The sequence below is a fragment of the Aquimarina sp. 433 genome (assembly GCF_054054605.1).
This window is the reverse complement of the sequence record NZ_JBSWZK010000011.1, coordinates 80,576-105,937: the sequence shown is the minus strand read 5'-3', so window position 1 is coordinate 105,937 and position 25,362 is coordinate 80,576. Positions and strand designations below refer to the sequence as shown.

Sequence of the window (25,362 nt, the reverse complement as noted above, 5' to 3'; positions counted from 1 at the left end):
CTGAATATAAATTAGTATTAATATAAAACGTCCCCTATGAAACTAATTTTACTATCCCTATTTACCAGTGTTTTTGCCATTGGTGAACCTAAAACCAAATTAGTTGCCAATGTAGAAGGAATATTTATTACTTCTACGGATCCTATTTCTGGAAGAACTTTAATGATAGAAGAAGATGAATATTCTGTTTGGGTATACTTACTAAACAAAGATAAACAAGGAATTGATTTTGATGGTTTTCTTTGTTCTGTAGTAGATCCCGAATCTATAACTATAAGTCCGCAAGAGGCTACCAAAAATGGAAATGCTCCGCCATTAACTACAAACTACGCTAATAAATATAGCTATATTAAAAATTTAAAATCAAAGGATATCAAAATCTATTGGAAGCAAAATAGAGTTGAAATCAAATTGAAAAAAGAAATTTATCTTATCATGGATTTACAAGACAAGATAAGTTACTCGAAAGCATTATCCCAGGACTGTTACTACGGAAACAGCTTATAAATACCAAAAACGCCCTCTAGTTTAGAGGGCGTTTTACGTAACATTAACTAACTAACTTAAGTCTCACAACTTATGAAATTTCTATAAAGCGCTTTGGCTGTACTTTTGCTTCTTCTTTTTTAGGAAGTTTTACCGATAATATTCCACTATCATAAGAAGCTATAATCTCCGTAACATTAACAGTATCCGGTAAATTAAATGATCTCTTAAATGTGCTGTAACTAAATTCTTTTCTAGTGTAAGAATCTTTTTCTTCTTTTACTTCATTTTTCTTTTCAGAAGAAATCGTTAACACTTCGTTGTCTAATTCGATATTAAAATCTTCTTTTACTAATCCTGGCGCTGCTAACTCGATAACAAATTCGTTATCATTTTCCTGCACATTAACAGCTGGTGTATTGAATCCTATTTTGTGTTCGTTAACACTGCCTCCAAACCAATCAGTATTAAAAATATCATCGAAAATAAATGGTAATCTGTCTGTTCTTTTTATTAAACTCATTGTATTTTATTTTTTAAGTTATTCTAGATTTAAATTCGATATGTATATAGCAAAATGGATTCCATTACATTTTTTATGTCATTTTGTCATTTATACAATATACAAAACTGACTTTTTGTCAATTTTATATTGTTTTCTGTGACAAAACCGCATAAAAAAACCTTCAGATGATCACTGAAGGTTAGCTATAAGAAGTTTATTTTTCCTCTCTAGTTATAGAATCTCGAAAAAATAGCAATCAATTCATTCGGAGGAATCACCTTATTTGGATACTTATGCATTTCTTTTAAAACGGTATCAATAGCTTCTGCCCTTAATCCCATATGCAATCCCATTTCTCTTATTTTATCTATTTCTGCAGGATTGGTTTCCTGATCAACATTCATTAACAACACCAACCTATGAAACTGAAGTATTCTCTGGGATTCTGGCTGCAAGTTCTTTTTCTCTGCATTGTTTCTTACCAAATACCCTATTTCCTCTTCGGTAACATCCAATTGCGAAGCTACAGCCAATATAAAATTATACTCCTCATCTTTAATTTCTTTATCCGCTTTTGCAAACTCAATCATCTCTGATAACAAACTCAATTTCTCCTCCTTGGTATACATATATTTTCTAAAATTTAAAGAGTACAAATATCTTATAAACATATTTGTTATGAAACATAGAAGGATATCTTTTTTGAAGTCAATTAAAAAAGTACCTTTGTCCTATGGGTTTAACAAACAATGATATTTTTAAGAAATTACGAGTAGCTCACAAACTACGTGATGATGAAATCGTAAAAATTTGTGCTTTGGTTGATTTTAAAGTTTCCAAAAGCGAATTGGGTGCTATTTTTAGAAATGAGAACCACCCAAAATATATGGAATGTGGAGATCAAATTCTACGTAATTTTCTCAATGGACTTATTATTCATTTACGAGGTCCTATGCCCGAAAAAAAACCAAAGCCTCCTTCTTCTCAATAATACAAAGTAATAGCAACTTATGAAATAAATGCTTAATTTGTGTATCTCAATGCTATCAATAAACTCAAACATACACCAATTAAGTATCTATGCTAACAAAACAGGAAAAGCAAACATTCCGAGAAGAATTATTTAGACATTTAGACGGAATAACTATCGCTCCAGTAGCGTATTCTCTTCTAAAAAATGGTCTTACAGATTACATTCTTGATCATTCTAAATTATCAGTAGTAGAAATCTCAGAACATTTTAAAGGCAATTCGGGATATATTAATGTAGCCCTTAGAATGTTATCTTCACAAGGATGGTTAGACTATACTATCATAGATACTATTCCCTTTATTTCTGTAAACGAAAATACCAAAATAGCCTTTGAACATTTCAAATTATACGAAGGTGTTGTCGATCTCCTGGCATATTCAGGAAAGTTTCATCATCGAAAATTCGAATTAGAACCTTTCCGTAAACTCGAGAATCTATTTCAGGAATTTAAAAACTCCTTTAACATTCGACTTTCCGAAGATGAGACTACCAAAACTATACAAAAACAAATCCTAAAACACATCGAAGGAATTCTAGTTGGTCCTACTATTGTTCATTTAGGTATGGGAGGTATGTTTCATAAATACTTTATGGAAGCTTCCTTCAGTGCAGATGAGTACCATAAGTTTCCAGAAAGCTTTGATACGATCCTTACATTTTTAGCGAATTTAGGATGGTTTAGTAAAAATAATGACAATTACACTTTTACCAATAAAGGTTTATTTTTTGCTAAAAGAGCAACTGCCTATGGAGTAACGGTTTCTTATATCCCAATGTTTCGACAAATGGATCAACTGCTATTGGGAGATCCAACTATTTTATGGAATACTGAAAAAGATACCGATGAAACTCATGTAGATCGAGAAATGAACGTCTGGGGAAGCGGCGGTGCCCATTCTACTTATTTTAAAAAGATCGACGAAATTATTATTCGTTTATTTAATAAACCTCTAGATGAACAGCCTAAAGGGATTCTAGATATGGGCTGTGGTAATGGCGCTTTTTTAATTCATCTTTTTGACATTATTGCTACCAAAACCTTAAGAGGGAAACATCTCGATGATCATCCTTTATTTTTAGTAGGTGCAGATTATAATAAAGCCGCGTTAAAAGTCACACGAGCAAACCTCATCCAGGCGGATATCTGGGCCAAGGTAATCTGGGGTGATATTAGTGATCCTGATCTATTAGAAAAAGATCTAAACGAAAATTATAAAATTGCCCTCAAAGACTTACTTTCTGTAAGAACCTTTTTGGATCATAATCGAATTTGGAGCGAACCTCTCGCTCAGTTAGATAATCCAAGTCTATCAACTGGAGCATTTGCTTATAGAGGAAAATTATTATCTAATAACGATGTGGAAAGAAATCTAAAAGATCATTTCAAAAAATGGGAACCTCATATTGCGAAATTTGGGCTTATTGTTATAGAGCTTCATACAATTCCGCCAGAAATAACCTCGAAAAACATAGGACGAACTGCCGCTACTGCTTATGATGCAACTCATGGTTTTTCTGATCAATATATTTTAGAAATAAGTTCTTTTCTAAAAATTATAAATGAAGTTGGTTTGCATAGTCATCAGGATTATTTTTCTAAATTTCCGGATTCAGACCTTGCTACGGTAAGTATTCATTATATTACTGGAAAATAAAAAATCCCGGGTGATGAATCCGGGATTTTAACTTTATACTATTTACTATCTAAGAAGCAACTACTCTCACTGGCATTGTATAGAATTTAACACCCGTTGCAGGTTTAGCTTCTAACTTCTGATAGTTTAATCTGCTCTTAATAAAACCTTCTACAATATTGCTATCAGAATCTACAGATAACACTACAATTTCACCTTTGTTGTTTAAGGTAAAGGTAACGCTAGCTTCGATTTCATCTTCCACCTTGAAAGATGGATTTTCTAACAATTCTTTAATTTCGCTTGTGAAATTAGTTTCTGATTTTGTTGGTTTTGTACTCGCGCTTGCAACACTACTGATTGCGAAAGCCACTGCTAACAGCATAACATTTAATTTTTTCATTCTATTCGTTTTTATTGATTTATGTTTATAAGACGACCAGAAATCAAAGATTGTTACACTACTAAAACATCTTTAACAGCAGATTAACAAACTAACGAATAACAGTTTGCGGAATTTTCAACCTAATAAAGACACATCCTTTACCGATCATAAAGGGTCTGCAATAAAAACCTATGAAACTATTATTTTGCAGCAATTACATTATAAAATAATTGCAAACTTGATTATTTTAAATTTTGATTAACAAAAACAACAAATTGTAAAAAGTATATAAACAAGGAAAGTCGTTTTAAACTCACTTTTTTATAAAATTTACTTTAGAAAAAAATGCATGACTTACATTGAGTGAATAAAATAAACAATTAAGCTGCCTGCTCAAAAGCGATATAATTGATCAATCTACCTTTCTTATCACGTACTGGATATCCTTTAATATGACATAAATAGGTAGATCTATCTTTCTTGTAATTTACAATAGACACCTCGAAAGGTTCTTCATTGTCAATCGCTTGTCTAATAGTTTTAGAAATGGTGTGGTCAGTTTGCTCACCCTGAAACATTTTAGGAGAATTTCCAATCACTTCCTCTGGAGTATAACCACTCATTTTTTCAATATTACGAGTAGCATACACGATTTTAAGTTCTGGATTTGTAATTACAATAACAGATTTATTATGAACTAATTCATTATGGTATACGTTTTCGAAATCCCATTTCTTGGTAATCTTGTTTAGGTTGTCAAGATCGTTTTTAAAGTTTTGTAAAAACCAATTGTGTTCACTATAAAATTCCCAACTCGTAAGTGGCAAAATAAAAGACGGGACAGCATTATAATACTCTGCCATCATATTGTCGTATCCTTCGAACTCCTTCATAATGTTGGTTTTGAGCAAATGTATTGATTTAATTAGGATTAATTAATTGAACAAAAGTTAATTATACAAGTAAACAAACGTTAAATACTATATAAATTACCACTTAAACTGCAAAGTAGCATACCAAGTTAAAGGCTCTGAAGGAATAATTCCTGGTCCTGGATATCCAGTAGCTCTTTGTGTAAAATAACTTTCATCTAACAGATTATTAATACCTGTTTCTAGTTTAAACATTTTATAGGTATATGATAATGAAAGGTCTAAAATTGAATATGCTGGTATTGTTCCTATAATACCATTTCTACTGTCTCCATCTAAGGCTGCAGAAGCATTAGAAACATCTGTAAACTGCTCGGAAACATAAGTATACTGAAGACTAGAAAGAAAATTCTTGTAACCGAATTTCAATCCTGTTTTAAGATTCACCTCTGGTATAAACTCTACTTTATTACCTTCTACACCAGCAAGATCCGATGCAGTATACTCGGATGTGGTTAATGAAGTATTAGCAAACAAACTCAATCTGTAATTCTCATTATCAGCAGAGAACGTATTCCAAATATTCCAATCCACAAAACTCTCCAGTCCATAAATAAAAGCATCTCCAATATTTCCTCTTACGCGCTCTGCTCTATCATTAAACACAATACCAATTCTATCATCATACACTAACCCAAAAACACTTATATCATAAGATAGCATATTGTTTAATCTACCTCTAAACCCAACGTCCGCCGTAAACCCTTCTTCATCTCCAATATTAGGATCTACCCTAAAAGTAGGACTCACCACTCTAATATCACTAAATGTAATAGATCTATAATTCTGTGATACATTTGCATATATTTCTAAAGAGTTATTTAATTTATAACTAGATCCTATTCCAAAAAGAAAAAAAGATCTTTCCAAATCTCTATTATCGGTTTCTTCTGTATTAGAAATTGGATTTCCAGCATTATCAAATATTACGTTATTAAAACTTCCTTCACTTTCTGTTTTAATATATTCAAATCTAAATCCTGGCGTAAGAGACAACTTATCTGAAAATTTAAATATGTTCTCTCCAAAAACCGATGCATTTAAATTTGGAAAATCAAAAGAAGATTGATTTGGGTAATCTGGAAAAGTTTCATCTTGGAAATTAAAATCTGGTCCTGACCCAAGTCCTCCAGATCCTTGTCTGGAATCATTCAAAGCCTGATAATATTTTGATCCTATTAAGAATACAGACTCTGTATCCAATAAACTATACCTAGTTAACAATCTAGCCTCTGCACCCCAATTTTTAAAATTGTCTACGATAAGATCTCTGGAGTTTACAAAATTACCCTCTCCATCTACTTCATCTACGTCTGTAATAGGATTTGTATTTAAACTCCCTGGAATTCCTCTAAAACCAACAGCAGATCTAGACGCATCTAATCCAAATAGATTAATGCTAAAATCCGTCTTATCCGAAAATTGATGCTCTAACTTTAAGGAAAATAACTTCCAATTAACATCAAACCAATTTCTAGTTCTATTACTAAACGTAGGATCTATATTAAACTGGGTATCCGTTAAACCGCCAGGTTGCTGCGCTAAATAATCTAAATACGTAAACTCACCAATTAATTTAGTTCTATCAGAAAATTGATATCCCAAATGCGCATAAACATTTTTAGAATCAAACTCGGAATTAGGTCTAAAACCATCTCCTCTTTTGTAATTAAAATAAGTGTAGTAACTAAACTTACCAACGGTGCCACCTAAACTATTAAAACTAGTAAACAAATTATAAGAGCCTAATGTTTGTCGAGAAATCAATTCGATCTTTTTATTCTGATTTGGTTTCTTCATTTTAAAATTCAACAAACCACCAAACTGCGTACCATATTGAAGCGAAGCAGCCCCACGAACAACCTGTATTTCCTCAATAGCCTCTGCAGGGGGTGTGTAGTAACTTTCTGGATAGCCTAATACATCTGCACTAATATCATATCCATTTTGTCGTGTATTAAAATTAGAAGTACGATTAGGATCCAATCCTCTACCACCAATATTTAGCTGTAATCCACCAACACTATTTTCATAGATATTCAATCCTGCTACTTGTGCATAAATCTGTCTAGTATTATTGGATGCTAAATTACCTTGTACATTACTTAATAAAACTACCTCACTTTTTTTACCTGCGTAAATAGCCGTACCTTCTACTGGTTTTAATTGTTTGAGTCCAAAAACTTTTTCTCTACGTTGCGTAATTACCACTTCTGACAATTCTTCTCCTAATGGTTGTAAAACCAGACTAATTTCAACATTATCAGAAACGGTAATTTGTCTTTCTAAAATTTCATAATCAAAGCTAAAAACAGATAGGTAACAAACCCCTTGTTCTACATCATTAAGTTCAAAACTACCATCGCTTCTAGTAACTGTTTGATCACCGTTGGATCTATTATAAACCTCAGCTCCCTGAACAGGTTGGTTATTTTGATTTTTTACAACCCCTTTAATACTATACTGCCCCGACACAATAGTTGTTATAAGTAAAAAAAAGACAACTACTTTACAATCCTTTAATTTCATCCTTAAATGGAATAATCCATGTTTTATGTTTAAATGACTCTTTTTGTTTTCCCAGATCCACATTAGGATCGATATATTGAGTACTTAACCGACCGTTAAGCGCTACGTAACTTTCTACAAATATTTGCACATTTTGGTGCCCTTGTTTTTCGAAATGTGCTTTTAGATAATGCGCATACTCCAAAATAAAATCAGGCTGGGTTGCCATTTGTTTTTGCTGAAATGCGGTTAAAAAATCATCATTATCCACATAAAATCGTTTGCCTGTTTCAGCATTCACAATTTTAAAATTAGCATATCCTGCTTTTTCCATAAGCATTACTCTCCAAGAAAAACGATACCCTTCTTCGGTCCAAAATAGTTCTCCTGGATATAGTAAAAATCGAAACGGCAAAAGTAATTGAATCACAAAAAACAACCCTAGTATAGTGGTAATTATTTTAGTCTTATTTTGAGTAAAAACCAGAGATATATTACTATCAAAATAGTCTTTATTTATCTTCATTATTTTAGATATCCAACCTAATATTCTATGGTGTACTTGTGCCCCAAAAAAAATGGTAGCTCCAACAATCATAATATAGGGGAACATACCTATCGGAAAAAGTACTCTGGTTAAAACATGAAAAATAACAACTAGACCAAATGCCACAACTCTAGTTTTTCTAAATAGTAAAAGAAATGGAATAGTAAGATCATAGATCGCACCAGAATAACTAAATACATAATGCATCCATTCTTGCTGCATTAAATCTCCAATTAAAGGAATGTCATACTTAGAAGGAAGCCAAATTTTAAGAGGCATCGCACGTACTAACCAGTCCGAATTGAGTTTTGCCAAACCTGCATAGAAATACACAATTCCTATCAGTAATTTTAAGGCATCTATAGTCCAAACGGGTACTTTCTGAAAAGACTTTCCTTTTATTTTAGCATCAAGTGAATAGTATGCATTTGCCGGTAAAAAAATTAGTAAGAAACTAAGAATGCTTATAAAATAGTAGTGATTTAGATAGGTGGTCTTATCCATCAACTCTATATAAGTAAAACTTAAAAAAAAGGTAATAATTGCTACTCTATATTGATATCCTAGCATTACACAAATACTAGCTATAGCACAAACACCAAAAATAAGATATGTATAATTACCGATTGGCTTTATAAAATCCAATCCATAGTATGAAAAGAAAAAAGTAGGCTTGATATACAATTTATCTATCCACCCATAACTCCAAAAACGAATAATACTGATCAACATCATTAACCCAAAAAAAATACGAAAGACTGCAAGTGGTGCAGCCTCTGTATATTTTTTTAAATATTCGTTTCGTCGATATATCATACAATACTGAAGATAAATTTAATCTCCATCGGCATCTACAAAATCAACATTAACCGATATTGCCTGAAGCATATCTACTTTGATCAATACAACGTTCTTTTGTAATTCATCATAAGTATTAAGCATCAAACTATTATTTGTCCTTACTTGTTCAGAGAAATCATTATTTAAATTAGTAGCTGTCGTTCTTGCAACGTTAAACTGATTATTGATCAAAGTACTTAGATCTTCTCCATCTTTAATGGAATTAAGAAAATCTAAATACGTTTTAAGACTTTGTCCTGTTGTACTACTTGTAAAATGCTCTCCGTTAAAAAAGTCCTGAAGGGCATCCAGATTAGCATTGAATAGCATTTTCGAAATATCTCCCTTATAAAACCCTTCTACTCTATCTTCCAGCGGAGATCCAGAAAATACTCCTGCAGGAATACCTACTTTCCCAGCCCTTAGATGCTTTTCATAATGAAAAATAAAATCGTTTACAATTCTATCAACCGAACTAGTAGCAGAAGATCCGCTATTATTCACAAAAGTATCTCTATAATTGGCAGTCCAATCAGTAACCACCTGAGATGTTAATGCATCCATTCTATTTACTAAATTGGTAAGATATTCTTTATAATCAGCACCTGCAGTAGCATCGGTAAAAACTCCAACGATATTAGTATCCGAATCAGAAACACCATTTATTAAATAATCTAAAGCACCAAATCCTTGTTCATCCTGCTGGCTAATAGAAGAAAGATCATAAGAACCAGAGGAGATATTACTTTCTATATTAGCTGTATTTACTGGGTACACATTCATGAAATTTCTGAAAGATATAGCTTCAGCCATTCCAATTTCATACATGCTTACCGATTGCCATGAAGTGTATGCTGTTAACCAAGCTTCTCTTAAAGATACCAGATTAGCTTCATCTGTGGTAGTTACAAAATCTGATGTAGCAGTTTTTAGCGCTGTCATATCAGAGGAAAAATTTTGATATGCAGGAACTATAATATTATCTGCTATATTTTCTAACATCGCTTCTCTATCAAAATTATCAACAGTTCCTCCTTCATCATCACTAGACGAACAGGCAACTACAAAAAGAGCTAACACGAACGCTGACAAAAACAAATACTTCCTCATCTTATTTTTATTTATTCTTAATAAATCTGTGCAAATGTAAAAAAAGAGGTCGAAATGTTATTCACCTTTCGCCTCTTTTTTTCATAATTTATGAATTGTTTAGTTCGTACTACCTGCTTGAGCAACTGTAAAACTAAATTTAGCAGCGATAGTATCTGACAATGAATCCAATGTTGTTGGAGTTACATCCCATAAACCATTAGTCGCTCCCATTAATTGGTTCAACAATACTTCAACCTCTGTTTTACTAAAATAAGGTTGATTAGTAGCAGGATTTTGGGTAAACTGAAGACTATAGATAAAACCAAATCCTTCAGATAAATCGTGGAAAACACTTGCGTAATCAACTGTTCCAGCTTCTAGACCATTTTTACCTTGCTGTAAATAGTATACTGCTCTGATTCCGATAATCTCAGAAACTTTTTCTTTTACAATAGCTGCTTGTGCATCTCTAACTGTATAATTCTTAGCTACGATAGCTGCTCTACCTAATTTAAGTGCATCATAAATCTCTGCTGCGATTCCTGCAAAATCGGGATCCCCTTCTACTCTACCTATATATTTATTAAGGAAACTATCCGCATCCCCAATAGTTGGGTTTGGATTTGCTGGATCTGCAGACGCACCGTATAGATACCCATATGCTTCATCCCATTTATGTTCCATAGTAGTATATACTTGACCATCAGCTACTACTCCATTATCATTATTAGCAATATTATCTGCTTCATCCAAAACAGCAGTACCTAAATAATTATTTAATGCCTGATCTGTCATTAAAGCTCCTATCAAACTTTTTGTAAAAGCTTGATCGTATTCTAAACCTTTCGCATTTACATAACGCTCAGATCCTCCACCAGCTTCTTGCAAAACACCAGCATTTCCAGCAGTTGCTGTTACTGCCCAATTAGGAAACACCTCATCAATCTGTCCTTTGATCCAGGCATCAAAATCCGCTTTAATTTCTGCTGCATCTGTAGCATTAGAAGAAAAATAGTCTCTAGAAGCAGCTGTTTTATTTCTTACGCTCTTATCAGACGCATTTAGCGCAGCATCCTCGAAATCATCCGCATTTTCCTGATGATCAAACATCGCATCCACAATAGCTTCTGTAGTAGTTGTATTTTTAAACTGACCTATAATAGCTTCTGCCATTGCTATTCTGGTAGTTTGTCCGCTAAAGCTTACTGTACTTTGTCCATCACGTTCAAAAACATAGGTTGCAGGCGCTTCTACCTGAACAACAGGGGTATTGTCATCATCGGAAGAACAAGAAGCAAAAACTATCGCTCCTGTTACACATATAACTTTAGTTAGATTTTTAATTTTCATTGCTTTTTATTTAGACTTAATTCAAATAGTTAATGAGGTGCAAATATATCCATACAGAAATATTCTACAAACTTTATTTGTAATAAATCTAAATAAATTTAAAGTTTTAACAATTTCGTAAAACTAGGCAGGAATTTTAATAGTATTTTAAAAGCTAATACTAATCTGTACTATATTTCTTTCGCAGTGCTGTAACCCAATTGATTAGCAACTCTTTTTCTTGATCTTCTAAATTTCCATGAGTCCAAGTATAAGATGGTAAAGGCATTTCACCTTCCTCTACTTCTTCGATCAACTCTTCTAATTTATGATCCTTCTTTTTATCTGAATACGTTTCCCACTCTGAAACATTGAAATGTTCCTTTCCTTCATCTACATGATTCGCTAACCAATATGATACAGGAGCAATGTTAGCATACCAAGGATAAATAGTTTGGTTACTATGACAATCGTAACAATTACTCTTTAAAATCTCTTGTATCTCTGAAGTGGGTTTGGTTTCAATTTCAAAATAAGCAACAGATTCATAGCCAGACTCATTTCTATCAGGGCGAATAAATTGAATAATTACTAATATAACAATTAAAGCTAGCCCTAGTTTTTTTAAGATGTTTTTCATTTCTGTGTGTTAGTTAATGGTATTTAGTAAATATCTTGGTTGCTTCATTATGAGAAGCTTCAAAACTCATTGTTTTTATATTCGTATCAGCTTTGGCTGTTGTAAAATAAGACAACATTCTTTCGGTTGGCATATTTCCTGTTAACTCATCTTTTGCCATTGGACATCCTCCAAATCCTTGAATTGCTCCGTCAAATCTTCGACAACCAGATTTATAAGCCGCATCTACTTTTTCGAACCATGTTGTTGGAGTTGTATGTAAATGAGCCCCAAACTCGATATCCGGATACTTAGGAATTAGATTAGAATACAGATACTCAATAGTCTCTGGATTAGAGGTTCCTACGGTATCAGAAAGCGATAAAATTTTTACCCCCATATGACTTAACTTCTCTGTCCACTCTCCTACTATTTCGACACTCCAGGGATCTCCATAAGGATTTCCAAATCCCATAGACAAATACGCTACTACTTTTTTATTAGCCTGATCCGCAAGATTAAGAATTTCTTGTAATGTTTCTACTGACTGCGCTATTGTTTTATGCGTGTTACGCATTTGAAAATTTTCAGATATAGAAAAAGGATATCCTAGATAATTTATTTCTTTATGCTGCACTGCATCTTTTGCGCCTCGCACATTAGCTATAATAGCCAACAATTTACTTTCAGTTGTTGAAAGATCTAATTTAGAAAGTACTTCTGCAGTATCTACCATCTGGGGGATCGCCTTTGGAGAAACAAAACTTCCAAAATCTATCGTATCAAATCCACATCGTAATAAAGATTGGATGTATTGCACCTTTTTATCTGTTGGAATAAAATCCTTAATGCCTTGCATGGCATCCCTTGGACATTCAATAATTTTTACTTTTTCAGTCATTTAAGAGCTTCTGTCTAAAAGAAATTCAATTAAGAGTATAAAAATATGATTATTTTTCAGAAAACATGATAAAAATTCCAATTCCAACAAAGACTACAATCTGCATCCATTTTAAAAACACTCCAATTTTAGAACTCCCTTTTATATTATTGGAAATATAACCTGCCATAACTGCAATTCCTCCGAAAACAATAAATGACACTAGAATAAACAGAAACCCTAATACATAAAACTGTATTACATTACTTAATTCATCACTGAATAAAAAACCTGGAAAGAAAGCTAAAAAGAAAATTGAAACTTTAGGGTTTAATACGTTCATGATAAATCCCTGTTTAAATAATTGACCTAAACTTTTCTTTTCTATGTTGCTTGAAGAGAATTGCAATGAAGCGTTACTTCTCCAAACTTTATACGCCAAAAAAAACAGATACAATGCTCCCGCCAGTTTAATCACAAAAAATAAGACTTCGCTTTGTTTAATAATCACAGAAACCCCAAAAGCAACTAATGTTGTATGGACTAAACATCCTGTCATTAAACCCATCACAGTTGCAATTCCATATTTTTTGCCATTTACAATACTTTGCATTAATACATAAATATTATCTGGTCCAGGAGAAATAGATAACGCGAATGTCGCTATGATAAATGCATATAAAATTTCAAAATTCATCGAATACTCTGTAAGTTTTTGATTCAAAAAACGACATCTCAAAAATATACATAATCGGTAAAACAAATTAGGGTTATTCTTAATTCAACTGTTTAGCATATATAACACAATCATTTTAACCAATAACCACACAAATGAAAAAGCTTATACTCCAACCTATTTTCTTATTATTTTGTTTTTATTCTTTTGGTCAGACTACAACAGCTACCTATGATATTATTTTTACCAGTAATTGGGAAGCACATGGAACGCTTCCTGGTAGTGCTCACTTTACAGAATTGGTAGGAGCCACCCATAACACCAGTATTACTTTTCTAGAAATGGGAGGTTTGGCTACTCCGGGAATTGAACAAGTCGCAGAAACAGGAGGTTTCAGTATTTTTGAATCTGAAGTTAATGCTGCTATCAATGCAAATAATGCAGATCAATTTATAGAAGGTCCGGATTTATTTTTTAATGGACCAGAAAGAACGATTACAATAAGCGATGTTACAGTAAGTTCTGATTATCCATTAGTAAGTTTAGCATCTATGTTAGCTCCAAGTCCTGATTGGATGATTGCAGTAAATAGTGTTTCTCTAATTGATAATGGAGGACAATGGATTCCTGAAATTACCATGGATTTATTTACTTATGATGCAGGAACAGAAGAAGGAAATGGTTACAGTTTAAATAATAATCCTACCAATCCACACGAACCTATTTCTTTGGTGAATCACACGAATACCCCTTTAATTAACGAAAGAATTGGAACCATTGTTTTTACTCAAAAACAACTCAACGTTCAAGACTTCAATAATCAAAAAGAAGAAATAAAAATCTCTCCTAATCCAAGTGACGGTAATATATCTATACTAACTGGAAAGGTATCTAACATTAAAGAAATTGAGATATACAACGTACTTGGGAAACAAGTGAGGCGTTACGATTTCAAAAACAGCAACAATACTATCAACCTTGATTTAACTAATCTAAACTCTGGAATATATCTTGTACGTTTATTTACTGAAGCTGGACGAATAGAAACCCAGAAAATTATTCTTAAGTAATATTTTATAATCCTTTTGCTATTACAGCTTTATTGATATCTCTTATCAATTTAGGTCCTTCATAAATAAAACCAGTATAGATCTGTACCAAGCTTGCACCTGCTTCCATTTTTTCTATGGCATCGTTAGCGTTATGGATTCCTCCTACTCCAATAATCGGAAATGATCTATTACTTTTATCTGATAAATATTTGATTACAGCAGTACTTTTATCTTTAATAGGTTGTCCACTTAAACCTCCGTTCCCTATTTCCTCCAGTCTTGTTTGAGAAACTTTTAATCCTTCTCTAGAAACAGAAGTATTACTTGCAATAACACCATCTAGTTTTGTTTCTTGTACCAGTTCCACAATTTCATCTAACTGATTTGTGTTTAGATCTGGTGCGATCTTTAATACAATAGGTTTCTGCGAATCAAAAGTTTTATTTTTCTTTTGAACCGCTTCAATCAATTCTACTAAATAGTCCTTATCGTTTAGTTTGGCATGACTGCTTACATTAGGACAACTTACATTTAGAACAAAATAATCTACATAAGGATGTAAAGCTTCAAAACATTGTAAATAGTCTTTCGTATAATCTTCTGGAGCGGTATCAGTATTCTTACCAATATTTCCTCCAATAATAAGCTTCCCTTTGTTTTTCTTTAATTGAGTGATAGCAGCTTCAAGTCCTTCATTATTAAATCCCATTCGATTGATGATACCTTTATCTTCCTTCAATCTAAACAATCTCTTTTTAGGATTTCCAACTTGTCCTCTTGGAGTAACTGTGCCTATCTCGATAAAACCAAAACCAAAATTAGCTAATTCATTATACAACACAGCATTTTTATCGAACCCAGCCGCTAATCCTACTGGATTCTTAAATGTTAATCCAAAAATCTCTCTATGTAATCCAATGCCCTTTACAAAATATCTAGAACGAATTAAGGAAGAAACGAAAGGAAGTCGAGAAATGAATTTTATCAAACTAAACGTAAAGTAGTGTACTTTTTCTGGATCGAATTGAAATAGAATTGGACGAATTAGTGTTTTATACATTCCAATATGGTTTTGGCTGCAAAAATACGGGTTACAAAAATTCTAGCATACAAAAATTGAAGTTTTGTGATGATATTAGATCTATATGAAGTATTCAGCTTAAAAAAACACCAATATGAATTTAATAACAATCCACCAACAATCTTTGATCATCTATAAGGTCATCCAGTGTTACCTCCGAATGTTTTTCCAAGATAGTTTCCAATAGTTCGAATACTCCCTTTTGCATATTTAGAGATCCACAAATCATAATAACTCCTTCATTTTTAATAACATCAATTAGGACATCTCTTTTTTCATGTATCAAATCTTGCACATACTGTTGTTCATTCTCCTTAGAATATGCAATATGAGTCGAATCCGATTGTGCTATATTTGCCCCTACAAAACAGTTATACATATTCAGTGATTCCTTTGTTCTCACTCCCCAAAAAAGATCTGTTCTAAGGTTTCTATTTCGAATCACCCCTAAAAATGGTGCTACACCTGTACCATTAGCTATTAAAATGACCTTTTTACTTCTTTCGGGTAAATGAAACTTCGTATTAATTTGAACTCTAGCTTTCAGAGTATCACCTATGTTAAGTGTACTCAGATATGTTGAACAAACACCTCGTTCATGCTTTTTTACACTTAATATAATATCAGAATCCAATTTTCCTATGGAATAAAGTCTCTCCATGACACTTTCATTAGGAATAACTGCTAACAAATCCCCTGATTTATAAGTAATCGAAGGGTCAGTAGCTCGTAGTTTTAATAAAAAAGTGTTGTCTTTGTTAATTTCCGTTTTATCAACAATCTTGAAAGAATCATATTTCGGTATATTATACTCTTCATAATTTTTTGAATCAAACAAGATTCCTTCTTTATTGCTCCACTTTTTCATCCACTCTTTAAAATCCTGAGTAGACTTATTATTTATTTTTTGTAATGGAAGTTCAGTAGTAAATTTAGGGTGCAAAGTAAGCATATCGTAGATGTCTTCAGCATATTTGCAAAAATCTTTATATGCTAAAGATCCCATACCCACAACAGAAAACTTGAGTTGTTGCAAAGGCTCTATTTCTTTAAATAAACAACTAAACTTTCTTGCATTCGTTGGAGCTTCTCCTTCTCCATAGGTAGCCGTAATAGCAATAACATGTTTTGCACGTTTGTAAGTGGCATAAGCGTTTAATTCTGAAACAAATACCGTCTTTCCCAGAACAGTCAATGCATTTCTCAACAAGTCTGCAAAAATATAAGTAGAACCATTTTCGGATCCCACTAAAATTATATATTCACTTGAGTCTTTACTTGTATCATTCTGAATTAGTTTTCTTGTTTGTCTACGTTGAATAGTCATATAAAAACCTGAGTACATAAAAAACAGGAGTACAATGCTAGTAGCAAGCAGCACGATAGACCATAAAACATTTCCTTTTCCTGTATGCAATATTAGACTGTAATACGAGACCAATTTTACAAAAGGATACTGTTGATCAACTAGTACATGACCGTTAAACTGATTAACGATAAGTTCCTTATGCATCAGTTCTAATGTAAAATAATCTTCAATATCATCTGAAAAAGGGAATTGTATATTTCTTACTTCGTCAAGTTTTATATTCTTAAAAATTTCAAAATCAGCAATAGAAATAGCCGAATCTCCTGTATGCTCTAGAATAGGAACTTGATTAGATGAAGAATGTTTAGGTAATAAAGAAAATTTTTCTAGTGATAAATATACTCCTGTGACAGCTATAATAAGTATTGGGATTAAAAACCATCTCCCGAGAACTACATGATAGAATTGATTAGAATACTCTTTATGTACTTTCGAAAAAAAACGTGTAAACCCACCTTGTCTCTTACAAATAAGAAGGACTCCTGTAATTGCTATAATTACCAATAATAAAGAAACTAACCCAACAAAAAACCGACCAATACTTTTCAAAAACAGAGATCGATGCAAATTTGTTGCAAATTTGAATATTGCTGCTTTATTTTCTGGAACTCCTAATTTTTCTCCTGTTCTTGGGTCTATGTAGATTCTTTCATTTTTCCCATTTTTGGTAACTACGGAAGCTATTACAAAATTGGCTTCTTCTACAACAATATCAATTACTTCTTCATATTCTTTTTGAAGTACTTCAACCATTTCTGCAATCGATATAGTATCTATATTTTCGATAGCATAAGGTTGAGCAGCATTGGAAATAGGCTCTAAAGCCAGAATAATTCCAGTAATAGCAGCTATTGATAAAAAAACAGCAGAAGATATAGCCAAAATTAAATGGCTATATCTCCATATCGAAATCGTCATATTTCCTTTATATTATTGAGGCATCATCCTCACATATCTAATAAAACCGTTTCCTTTTACTTTAGATTTTAAAGTTGCTGTAGTTAATTCGAATTCCACGTCATCTTTGTAATACTCTTGATCTTCTACTGCGGTTTCAAAACGGATTTTATAACCAGCATTGATTTTATCCTTGGGAATTTTAATAACACTCACTGTTCTCTCTCCACCACCAATTGTTGCTCCTGAAATCGCATCGATATCAGGCCTTCTTTTTCCATAAAACTTCCACCACTCTGTAATATCGCTATACCATTCACTGTCCTTTCCTTGTACATATAAGGTTTGATCATATGACCCATCTGGTTTCATAAGGGAAATTACAACATATGCTCCTTCTCCAGTATAATTGACCATCTGAATCATACATTTTAAGTTTGTCGTATTAGGTTCTTTTGTAAAAGAAAATAAAGCCAATATTGTAAAAACTGCTATTGGAAATATCTTAAAAATCTTTTCCATATTATCTGTTAATCTCTATTATTTTAATTGAAATATTCTTTTGATCTAATCTTGTAAGAAGTTCAACTGAATATTTTGTTTTTGTAATAATTCGTTTTCTGATGCCAGATCAAAAACAGTTTCATCAAAACTGGTTTGGATATTCTTATCGGCACCATTTTCTAATAGGAACTTCAATACATCTGTATTCTTAGCTTTCATAGCTGCTAAATGGAGTGCTGTATTTCCATCTGAATTCTTTGTATTCAAAGGCACATCTAATTGTGCGATCTTTTTAAGCAAGCTTAGATCGTTCTTCTTTACAGCCAGATGCCATAGTGTTTCTCCATCTGCTTGCTGTTCTGTAAAATTCACTCCTTTTTCTTTAAGCAATGAAATCTTCTTGTCAAATTCTTCTGGCTTTTTAGCATTGTATGACTGTACAACGTAATATGCTAATGAATTTCCTTCTATATCTTTCAAAATTGGATCTGCTCCATTTTTTAGCAATAGATCTACCACTTCTAATGAATTTCTTTGAGCAGCTTTCATCAATGGAGTTACTCCGCTTTTATTTGCATGATTTATGTTACTAACACTTTTGATCAAATGCGAAATACTATTGAAATCATTTCGAGAAACTGCATTAGCAAAAGGAGTATCACCTTTACTATCTGCCTGATTAACATCCACTCCTTTTTCGATAAAATAGTTGAAGATATTAAGGTCTTTATTTTTAAAAGCTAAAGCATGTAATGGATTTACTCCATCTTTTGTTACTACATTAGGTTGAATTCCCAATGCCTCTAAATATTTATAGACATCAAGACTATTTTCAGTTCCTCTGGTACCTTGACTTGCAAATATGAAAGCGTTGCCACCATTGTCATTTAATTCTTTATAGGTTACTCCTTTCTGAATGAGTAGATCCAACAGTTTCTTATTTCCTTTTTTGGCAGCATAATTAAAGATTCCATTCCCTTTATCATCTTTACTGTGCAGATCAATACCTTTATCAAGAAAGTAAGTGATCATCGTGTCATCTTCTAAAAATGGAGCCACTAATAACATTGGATTAGCTCCGTCATTACTTTTCTCTTTTAAAGGATCTGCTCCGTTAGCTATGCAAAAATCATACAGCTTAGTATTTGTTTGCCCAGTAACAGCTCCAAAGTTTAGTACCGAATATCCATGACTATCGATGAAATCAGTTCTTGCTCCTTTATCCAAAAGATGTTGCATCATCTCAAGATTATCTCGATAAATCGCCCAAAAAATATACGTACGACCGTCATGCGTCTTCTTATTTACATCATTTCCTTTTTTGGTCAATAGGTATTTAATAGTTGCATTATCTACTTTTTCAATAAGTGCCCAGGAAACTGCATCAAAAGCAAATCGATTTAATTCCGTGGGATCATTTCCATTTGCAATGTCCTTATCTATTTGTTCTATAGTAGGATTAGCTTTCCAATAAACCCTATCTAAAAAAACATTTTGCTGAGCCGTCATTTTTGTCAAGACAAGAACAAAAACAAGGATGAGGCTCTTACGATACTTGTAATTCATATTACGGCTTTTTTACAAAGGATTCTATAATAAAATTGATATCAGCTTCTGCGGTATAATCATCGGTAAACAAATGCTTATACAGTGCCTTGTTTTCTACCTTTTGCTCTAGTGATAAATCCTTATTTCTGGCAAACACTTCATCCCATTTACCACGAACTAATGCCCATTTACTGTGATGCTCTTTCCACCAATTAGCAGCTGCTGCACAACGTTTATCATCTACCCGCTTGTAAACATTATATCCTTTTTCTTTAGCAAGTACAATATCATCCTTACCAATTTCTCTAATCACTTTAGTGTTATCTTGATCATGAATCCATCCAGTTTCAGTGATTTCATGACGATTTCCTCTGATCGTAACATTATAGTCACTTCTTGTAGTATATTCTCTTCTTGGTAGTGGTGCTGGAGTTGTATTTTCCCAAAAGCTTTTACCATCAACATGTATCCAACTTGCAGAACCTTCATAACGAGGGCTATCATCTACTTGAAAGACTTTTTGAGACCACTGCCCAGTTACATCTTCTTGAGGCTTTTGAACATATTTCCAATTGTTATCCCCATCGTATAGATAAAAATCTTGATTTTCATATTCCCAATCTTGTCTCCAATGCTTCACAATATGAGGCTCTGCTGGATTACCGACTTGTAAGATGTGCTGGATAGATATTTTATCTTCTTCATCGACTACAAGCTGTGCCCATTCTAAACCTCCTGTTACTTTTACTTTAGAAGGTTTATATAAAGAATCACTACTGTAACTAAAGGTTTCTGCAAAATTAAAAGACACTTCATAGCACCCGCACATAGACTTTATTGCGGTAAGATCATTTTCTTTTTTACTTGTTTGACTTACTACCACACCAGACATAAATAGTGACAAGATAGCTGCTAACCGACTGATTTTCATTTTGATTAATAATTAAAAAGGTTAAAAACAAAAAATTAATTACTCTTATTTAGACTCAATTAAAATAAGATTATATATTTGCAAAGCTAATTATTATTTTTAATTAATCTAAATAAATGAAGAAATTCATTACCTTCATATTACTTTTATCTTTTAATTCATACGGTCAGGAAAATCCTCTATCTAGAGAAAATGACTCCTTAAAAACTGAAAAGCTAGAAGAAGTTGTTCTGACTGCTACGCGGACAGAACGTCAATTATCTTCTATTCCACTACCTGTAATTTTAGTTTCGGATAGGATTATTAAACAATCTGGAAGTGTTCGCTTAAATGATATTCTAGCAGAACAAACTGGACTTGTTCTTGCTAATGATGAAAGTGGTTTTGAAGGCATTCAAATACAAGGAATAGATTCTGATTACACACTCATATTATTAGATGGTGTCCCACTTGTGGGTAGAAGCTCAGGTAATTTTGATCTAAGTAGATTAACCGTTGGTAATATTAAACAGATAGAAGTGGTCAAAGGACCGACCAGTAGCTTATACGGATCCGAAGCTTTAGCAGGAGTAATTAATATTATTACAGAAAAACCTAAAAATGAAAAACTGAAAGGACAAGCATCTTATCGAATTGGATCTTTTACTGCTCAGGACATGAATCTATCATTCCAACAAAAAAAAGGTAAAATACGATATGCTTTGTTTGGAAACCGTTTTTCTAGAGGAAGATACACTCTTAATCCTGATAATGATGAAAACTCTTTAACGGTAAATCCAATTGAGAATTACACTTTTAATGGTCGATTTTATTATGAGATTAATGACAACCTAAAATTAAGTGCTTCTGGGCGATACTTTGATCAATTACAAGATTCTGGTTTTTCAATTAGCGATACAGATGCAGATGGACAAGAAGTTATAGTAAATGCCGAAGGTGAAGCAATAGAAAGAGATATAAACGCCCTTATCAAATTAGATCAAAACTGGTCTAAAAAGTTTGATGCTACTTATGAGTTATACTATACCAATTATATCGCGGAAGATATCAGTAGAAATTCTGAAACTAATGATATAGTTTTCAGCAATTTATTTGATCAAAAACTATTTAGAGGTGAAATACGTGCGAATAATAAAATTGGAAATATTGGTACGATAACCACTGGTGCTGGTTATCAATATGACTTTCTAGACAGAAGTCTTTTTGAAAATGAAGTTAGCTTCAATTCTCAATATATCTATAGCCAGTTCGACATGAATCCATTAGAAAACTTAAATATCATCATCGGAGCTCGTTTTGACAATCACTCAGAATATAGTAATCAGGTAAGTCCAAAGTTTGCCTTTAACTATAAAATAACTGACAAACTTTCTATCAAAGGTTCTACAGGTTATGGATTCAAAGCCCCAGATTTTAGACAACTGTACTTAAACTTTACCAATCCATCTGTCGGATATTCAGTTTTAGGCTACAAAACAGTACCACAAGAACTACAGACTCTTTTTGATCAAGGACAACTAGCATTTGGAACTAATCTAACATCTGCACAAGGACAAGCAAGAGTTGATAAATTAATAGCCCCTTTTGGAAATGATCTAGAAGCTGAAAGTTCTATTGGTTATAACATTGGACTTAACTATCGACAATCTAATAAACTCATATTAGATCTCAACTTCTTTAGGAATGATTTTAGAAATCTGATTGACACTTTTGTGCTTGCTAGAAAAACGAACGGACAAAATGTATTTAGCTATCAGAATTTTGATGAAATCTATACAGAAGGAATAGAATTTAGTGCTACTTATCATTTACATAAAAATATAGAAATCAGTGGTGGCTACCAGCTATTATACGCATTTAATAAAGACATTAAAAGACAAGTAAAAAACGGAGAACTATTTGTCCGAGACGAAAACCTAACATCCGTGGCACTCTCCGAAGATGATCATTACGGCTTTTTTAATCGATCAAGACATAATGGAAATCTCAAAGTCTTTTGGGAAATACCAAAATGGACTTTAAACCTTAATGCACGTGCCATCTACAGAAGTAAGTATGGACTAGGAGACACTAATGGTAATGGAACATTTGATGCTTTCGATAGTGAAGCGGTTGTCGTTGATGGTTTTGCAACACTGAACATAGCAGCCAGCAAAAGGCTATTTAAAAAATTTGAAATACAAGCAGGTGCGGATAACGTACTCAACTACCAAAATATTAATATCCCAGGAAATCCTGGAATAAGAGGATATGTAAGAGTTAATTACCAATTTTAATATGTATAAAAATGAAAAGAGGATTTTATTTATTACTAATTTTTAGTTTCATTGTTGCTTCTTGTAGCAGTGATGACGACTCATCATGTGCAGAGACTGTTTTTTTTGAAGATGCTGATGGCGATGGACTAGGAAATGCTGCTTCATCACAACTTGCATGTACAGCTCCAGATGGATTTGTTGCTAATTCAGATGACAATGATGACAGCCAAGCATTAGCAGACCTTGTTTCTGCAACTGCAAACAATATCCACGCCCCTCAAGAAGGCGGACAAGGACAACCAATATCTGGAGAGTTTACCTTATATGATTTGGATGCAGGACAAATCACTACAAATGCAGATGACTGGGATATTGCTTTTAGAGGAACGACGATTATAATAAACGGAGGAGTTTCTCAAGGAACTACTGATGAACCAGACAGAACTTCAAATGCTGCTGCTTATATTGCTACTGGAACCATGACGGATATCGCCTCTGTAGACACTAATCTTTTTACACAAGATGCAGCAGACGTTCTTGCTATTCCATCAGGAAGTGATAACGGATGGTATAATTATTCTGGATCTCCGTTATTTTTGATTACTCCATTACCGGGGAAAATCTTAGTCATTAGAACATCTGAAAATAAATATGCTAAAGTAGAAATTCTCAGCTATTATAAAGATGCACCTACCAATCCAGATGCCTTTACTGATGAAGGTAGATATTTCACATTTAATTATGTCTACCAGCCAAACAACAATGTGACTAGCTTCTAATTTTATGATTTGTTAATACCCCTTTTGTTAAGTTATAATTGTTTGGCTTATATAAAGAAAACCTTGTTCACAAGGTTTTCTTTTTTTTGAAACAACTTTTTAGTAGAATACCGTATTTTTGAAATCTTCAAGTAAAAACACACCTCGCTATGATTCCAAAAAAACATATTATTGATAGATTTATAAGTTACGTTACTATAGATACGGAAAGTGATCCTAACAGTGATACTACTCCAAGCTCTGAGAAACAATGGGATCTTGCGCATAAATTAGTAGAAGAATTAAAATCTATTGGTTTGGAAGATGTTACTATCGATGAAAATGCATATATCATGGCTACAGTACCTTCAAATGTAGATCATGAAGTACCTACTATTGGTTTTATTTCTCATTTCGATACTACACCTGATTTTACAGGAGCGAATGTTAATCCACAGATCATAGAAAATTACGATGGAAAAGACATTATACTGAATAAGGAGGAAGAAATTATTTTATCGCCTGATTATTTTGAAGATTTAAAACTATACAAAGGACAAACGTTAATTACCACTGATGGTACTACGCTTTTAGGTGCTGATGATAAAGCTGGTATTGCAGAAATAGTATCTGCGATGGAATACTTAATCCAACATCCTGAAATCAAACATGGTAAGATCCGTATTGGATTTACTCCTGATGAAGAAATTGGAAGAGGAGCTCATAAATTTGATGTACAAAAGTTTGGTGCAGAATGGGCTTATACAATGGATGGTAGTCAAATTGGTGAATTAGAATACGAGAATTTTAATGCCGCAGGTGCCGTAGTTACGATCAAAGGAAAAATAGTACATCCTGGGTATGCTAAAGGCAAAATGATTAATAGTATGTATATCGCGCAAGATTTTATTAACTCTTTACCTCGATTGGAAACTCCAGAACATACCAGTGGTCGTGAGGGATTCTTTCATCTTCATACCATGAATGGTGAAGTAGAAGAAACCAAATTACATTACATTATTAGAGATCATGATAAGGAGCATTTTGAAGCTCGCAAAGAAATGATGTCCAAACTAGGTGATGAGCTTAATAAGCAATATGGAAAAGATGTTATCCATGTAGAGATAAAAGATCAATACTATAATATGAAGGAAAAGGTGGAACCTGTAATGCATATTGTAGATATTGCCGAAGAAGCTATGAAGGCATTGGGAATTAAACCACTTATAAAACCAATCCGCGGGGGAACCGATGGATCGCAATTGAGCTATATGGGATTACCTTGCCCTAATATATTTGCTGGTGGTCATAATTTCCATGGAAGATATGAATATGTTCCGGTAGAAAGTATGATCAAAGCTGTAGAAGTAATCGTAAAGATTGCACAACTTACTGCAGAACGTAAATAGTACTTCGTCGATATTTTAATTATTTGGACGATTTTACTCTTTTTTCTCATTTCGAAATAAAAAGCAAATACCTCATATAGTAGTAGATT

General features: G+C 32.9%; 23 protein-coding genes. 7 read left to right on the top strand and 16 right to left on the bottom strand.

All coding sequences use genetic code 11. From position 1 onward, the window contains the following. Positions 1 to 36: 36 nt before the first annotated feature. Entirely contained in the window at positions 37 to 507 is a 471-nt protein-coding gene (locus ACWNT5_RS20070) for a hypothetical protein (protein ID WP_299609437.1), read from the top strand. Between the two features lie 70 nt (positions 508 to 577). On the opposite strand, the gene ACWNT5_RS20065 is transcribed toward ACWNT5_RS20070, so the two are convergent. Both ACWNT5_RS20065 and ACWNT5_RS20060 read right to left on the bottom strand, forming a co-directional pair. Beyond that, entirely contained in the window at positions 578 to 1,009 is a 432-nt protein-coding gene (locus ACWNT5_RS20065; protein ID WP_299609434.1) for an Hsp20/alpha crystallin family protein, read from the bottom strand. Between the two features lie 209 nt (positions 1,010 to 1,218). Continuing rightward, positions 1,219 to 1,620, bottom strand: a complete 402-nt coding sequence (locus tag ACWNT5_RS20060; protein ID WP_299899878.1) for a TerB family tellurite resistance protein — start codon at positions 1,618 to 1,620, stop codon at positions 1,219 to 1,221. A gap of 104 nt (positions 1,621 to 1,724) precedes the next feature. Between ACWNT5_RS20060 and ACWNT5_RS20055 the strand changes: the two genes are divergently transcribed. After that, positions 1,725 to 1,982: a DUF1456 family protein gene (locus tag ACWNT5_RS20055; RefSeq protein WP_299899880.1), complete on the top strand. Its 258-nt coding sequence runs from the start codon at positions 1,725 to 1,727 to the stop codon at positions 1,980 to 1,982. A gap of 89 nt (positions 1,983 to 2,071) precedes the next feature. Continuing rightward, positions 2,072 to 3,679, top strand: coding sequence for a class I SAM-dependent methyltransferase (locus ACWNT5_RS20050; protein ID WP_456518396.1), 1,608 nt, complete (start codon positions 2,072 to 2,074; stop codon positions 3,677 to 3,679). Positions 3,680 to 3,728: 49 nt separating this feature from the next. On the opposite strand, the gene ACWNT5_RS20045 is transcribed toward ACWNT5_RS20050, so the two are convergent. From ACWNT5_RS20045 to ACWNT5_RS20005, 9 genes are all read right to left on the bottom strand, one after another. Further along, positions 3,729 to 4,061, bottom strand: a complete 333-nt coding sequence (locus tag ACWNT5_RS20045; protein ID WP_299609423.1) for a hypothetical protein — start codon at positions 4,059 to 4,061, stop codon at positions 3,729 to 3,731. A 362-nt stretch (positions 4,062 to 4,423) separates the two neighbouring features. Then, positions 4,424 to 4,936 carry a PAS domain-containing protein gene (locus ACWNT5_RS20040; protein ID WP_456518395.1) on the bottom strand — a complete coding sequence of 171 codons (513 nt, stop codon included), beginning with the start codon at positions 4,934 to 4,936 and terminating at the stop codon, positions 4,424 to 4,426. Between the two features lie 96 nt (positions 4,937 to 5,032). After that, positions 5,033 to 7,450, bottom strand: coding sequence for a TonB-dependent receptor domain-containing protein (locus ACWNT5_RS20035; RefSeq protein WP_456518394.1), 2,418 nt, complete (start codon positions 7,448 to 7,450; stop codon positions 5,033 to 5,035). Positions 7,451 to 7,484: 34 nt separating this feature from the next. Beyond that, positions 7,485 to 8,846: an HTTM domain-containing protein gene (locus ACWNT5_RS20030; RefSeq protein WP_299609411.1), complete on the bottom strand. Its 1,362-nt coding sequence runs from the start codon at positions 8,844 to 8,846 to the stop codon at positions 7,485 to 7,487. 18 nt (positions 8,847 to 8,864) lie between these two features. Next, on the bottom strand, positions 8,865 to 9,980 hold the full coding sequence (locus ACWNT5_RS20025) for an imelysin family protein (protein WP_299609408.1): 1,116 nt from the start codon (positions 9,978 to 9,980) through the stop codon (positions 8,865 to 8,867). 99 nt (positions 9,981 to 10,079) lie between these two features. Further along, positions 10,080 to 11,312, bottom strand: a complete 1,233-nt coding sequence (locus tag ACWNT5_RS20020) for a DUF4856 domain-containing protein (protein ID WP_456518393.1) — start codon at positions 11,310 to 11,312, stop codon at positions 10,080 to 10,082. Positions 11,313 to 11,472: 160 nt separating this feature from the next. Then, positions 11,473 to 11,931, bottom strand: coding sequence for a heme-binding domain-containing protein (locus ACWNT5_RS20015; protein WP_456518392.1), 459 nt, complete (start codon positions 11,929 to 11,931; stop codon positions 11,473 to 11,475). A gap of 13 nt (positions 11,932 to 11,944) precedes the next feature. Next, the gene (locus ACWNT5_RS20010; RefSeq protein ID WP_456518391.1) at positions 11,945 to 12,811 is read right to left on the bottom strand and encodes a hydroxymethylglutaryl-CoA lyase; all 867 of its coding nucleotides are present in this window, start codon (positions 12,809 to 12,811) and stop codon (positions 11,945 to 11,947) included. Positions 12,812 to 12,860: 49 nt separating this feature from the next. Then, a complete protein-coding gene (locus ACWNT5_RS20005) occupies positions 12,861 to 13,487 on the bottom strand; it encodes a LysE family translocator (RefSeq protein WP_456518390.1) in 627 nt (208 codons plus the stop codon). Positions 13,488 to 13,621: 134 nt separating this feature from the next. Here ACWNT5_RS20005 and ACWNT5_RS20000 point away from each other — a divergent pair, with 134 nt between their 5' ends. Then, positions 13,622 to 14,536: a T9SS type A sorting domain-containing protein gene (locus ACWNT5_RS20000; protein ID WP_299899898.1), complete on the top strand. Its 915-nt coding sequence runs from the start codon at positions 13,622 to 13,624 to the stop codon at positions 14,534 to 14,536. A gap of 4 nt (positions 14,537 to 14,540) precedes the next feature. Here the strand turns inward: ACWNT5_RS20000 and ACWNT5_RS19995 are convergent, their stop codons facing one another. From ACWNT5_RS19995 to ACWNT5_RS19975, 5 genes are all read right to left on the bottom strand, one after another. After that, the gene (locus tag ACWNT5_RS19995) at positions 14,541 to 15,578 is read right to left on the bottom strand and encodes a quinone-dependent dihydroorotate dehydrogenase (RefSeq protein ID WP_456518389.1); all 1,038 of its coding nucleotides are present in this window, start codon (positions 15,576 to 15,578) and stop codon (positions 14,541 to 14,543) included. Between the two features lie 121 nt (positions 15,579 to 15,699). Next, on the bottom strand, positions 15,700 to 17,886 hold the full coding sequence (locus ACWNT5_RS19990) for a PepSY domain-containing protein (RefSeq protein WP_456518388.1): 2,187 nt from the start codon (positions 17,884 to 17,886) through the stop codon (positions 15,700 to 15,702). A gap of 12 nt (positions 17,887 to 17,898) precedes the next feature. Then, positions 17,899 to 18,387 carry a DUF2271 domain-containing protein gene (locus tag ACWNT5_RS19985; protein ID WP_299609387.1) on the bottom strand — a complete coding sequence of 163 codons (489 nt, stop codon included), beginning with the start codon at positions 18,385 to 18,387 and terminating at the stop codon, positions 17,899 to 17,901. Between the two features lie 45 nt (positions 18,388 to 18,432). Next, positions 18,433 to 19,935, bottom strand: a complete 1,503-nt coding sequence (locus ACWNT5_RS19980) for an ankyrin repeat domain-containing protein (RefSeq protein ID WP_456518387.1) — start codon at positions 19,933 to 19,935, stop codon at positions 18,433 to 18,435. A gap of 1 nt (position 19,936) precedes the next feature. Continuing rightward, the gene (locus ACWNT5_RS19975) at positions 19,937 to 20,848 is read right to left on the bottom strand and encodes a DUF6607 family protein (protein WP_456518386.1); all 912 of its coding nucleotides are present in this window, start codon (positions 20,846 to 20,848) and stop codon (positions 19,937 to 19,939) included. Positions 20,849 to 20,964: 116 nt separating this feature from the next. Between ACWNT5_RS19975 and ACWNT5_RS19970 the strand changes: the two genes are divergently transcribed. The 3 genes from ACWNT5_RS19970 (at position 20,965) to pepT (ending at position 25,273) form a co-directional block, all read left to right on the top strand. Then, positions 20,965 to 23,124 (top strand): TonB-dependent receptor plug domain-containing protein, encoded by a 2,160-nt coding sequence (locus tag ACWNT5_RS19970; RefSeq protein WP_456518385.1) that lies wholly within the window; start codon positions 20,965 to 20,967, stop codon positions 23,122 to 23,124. Positions 23,125 to 23,135: 11 nt separating this feature from the next. Beyond that, complete coding sequence (locus ACWNT5_RS19965; protein WP_299609377.1) at positions 23,136 to 23,885, top strand: HmuY family protein; 750 nt, start codon at positions 23,136 to 23,138, stop codon at positions 23,883 to 23,885. Positions 23,886 to 24,034: 149 nt separating this feature from the next. Then, entirely contained in the window at positions 24,035 to 25,273 is a 1,239-nt protein-coding gene (gene pepT, locus ACWNT5_RS19960) for a peptidase T (protein WP_456518384.1), read from the top strand. Positions 25,274 to 25,362: the final 89 nt, after the last annotated feature.

Coding starts and splice junctions, on each gene's coding strand:
- ACWNT5_RS20050 (WP_456518396.1), top strand. CDS start 2,072: ATGCTAACAAAACAGGAAAAGCAAACATTCCGAGAAGAATTATTTAGA.
- ACWNT5_RS19995 (WP_456518389.1), bottom strand. CDS start 15,578: ATGTATAAAACACTAATTCGTCCAATTCTATTTCAATTCGATCCAGAA.
- ACWNT5_RS19980 (WP_456518387.1), bottom strand. CDS start 19,935: ATGAATTACAAGTATCGTAAGAGCCTCATCCTTGTTTTTGTTCTTGTC.
- ACWNT5_RS20055 (WP_299899880.1), top strand. CDS start 1,725: ATGGGTTTAACAAACAATGATATTTTTAAGAAATTACGAGTAGCTCAC.
- ACWNT5_RS19975 (WP_456518386.1), bottom strand. CDS start 20,848: ATGAAAATCAGTCGGTTAGCAGCTATCTTGTCACTATTTATGTCTGGT.
- ACWNT5_RS20030 (WP_299609411.1), bottom strand. CDS start 8,846: ATGATATATCGACGAAACGAATATTTAAAAAAATATACAGAGGCTGCA.
- ACWNT5_RS19985 (WP_299609387.1), bottom strand. CDS start 18,387: ATGGAAAAGATTTTTAAGATATTTCCAATAGCAGTTTTTACAATATTG.
- ACWNT5_RS19965 (WP_299609377.1), top strand. CDS start 23,136: ATGAAAAGAGGATTTTATTTATTACTAATTTTTAGTTTCATTGTTGCT.
- ACWNT5_RS20065 (WP_299609434.1), bottom strand. CDS start 1,009: ATGAGTTTAATAAAAAGAACAGACAGATTACCATTTATTTTCGATGAT.
- ACWNT5_RS20070 (WP_299609437.1), top strand. CDS start 37: ATGAAACTAATTTTACTATCCCTATTTACCAGTGTTTTTGCCATTGGT.
- ACWNT5_RS20020 (WP_456518393.1), bottom strand. CDS start 11,312: ATGAAAATTAAAAATCTAACTAAAGTTATATGTGTAACAGGAGCGATA.
- ACWNT5_RS19970 (WP_456518385.1), top strand. CDS start 20,965: ATGAAGAAATTCATTACCTTCATATTACTTTTATCTTTTAATTCATAC.
- ACWNT5_RS20045 (WP_299609423.1), bottom strand. CDS start 4,061: ATGAAAAAATTAAATGTTATGCTGTTAGCAGTGGCTTTCGCAATCAGT.
- pepT (WP_456518384.1), top strand. CDS start 24,035: ATGATTCCAAAAAAACATATTATTGATAGATTTATAAGTTACGTTACT.
- ACWNT5_RS20010 (WP_456518391.1), bottom strand. CDS start 12,811: ATGACTGAAAAAGTAAAAATTATTGAATGTCCAAGGGATGCCATGCAA.
- ACWNT5_RS20040 (WP_456518395.1), bottom strand. CDS start 4,936: ATGAAGGAGTTCGAAGGATACGACAATATGATGGCAGAGTATTATAAT.
- ACWNT5_RS20000 (WP_299899898.1), top strand. CDS start 13,622: ATGAAAAAGCTTATACTCCAACCTATTTTCTTATTATTTTGTTTTTAT.
- ACWNT5_RS19990 (WP_456518388.1), bottom strand. CDS start 17,886: ATGACGATTTCGATATGGAGATATAGCCATTTAATTTTGGCTATATCT.
- ACWNT5_RS20025 (WP_299609408.1), bottom strand. CDS start 9,980: ATGAGGAAGTATTTGTTTTTGTCAGCGTTCGTGTTAGCTCTTTTTGTA.
- ACWNT5_RS20005 (WP_456518390.1), bottom strand. CDS start 13,487: ATGAATTTTGAAATTTTATATGCATTTATCATAGCGACATTCGCGTTA.
- ACWNT5_RS20060 (WP_299899878.1), bottom strand. CDS start 1,620: ATGTATACCAAGGAGGAGAAATTGAGTTTGTTATCAGAGATGATTGAG.
- ACWNT5_RS20015 (WP_456518392.1), bottom strand. CDS start 11,931: ATGAAAAACATCTTAAAAAAACTAGGGCTAGCTTTAATTGTTATATTA.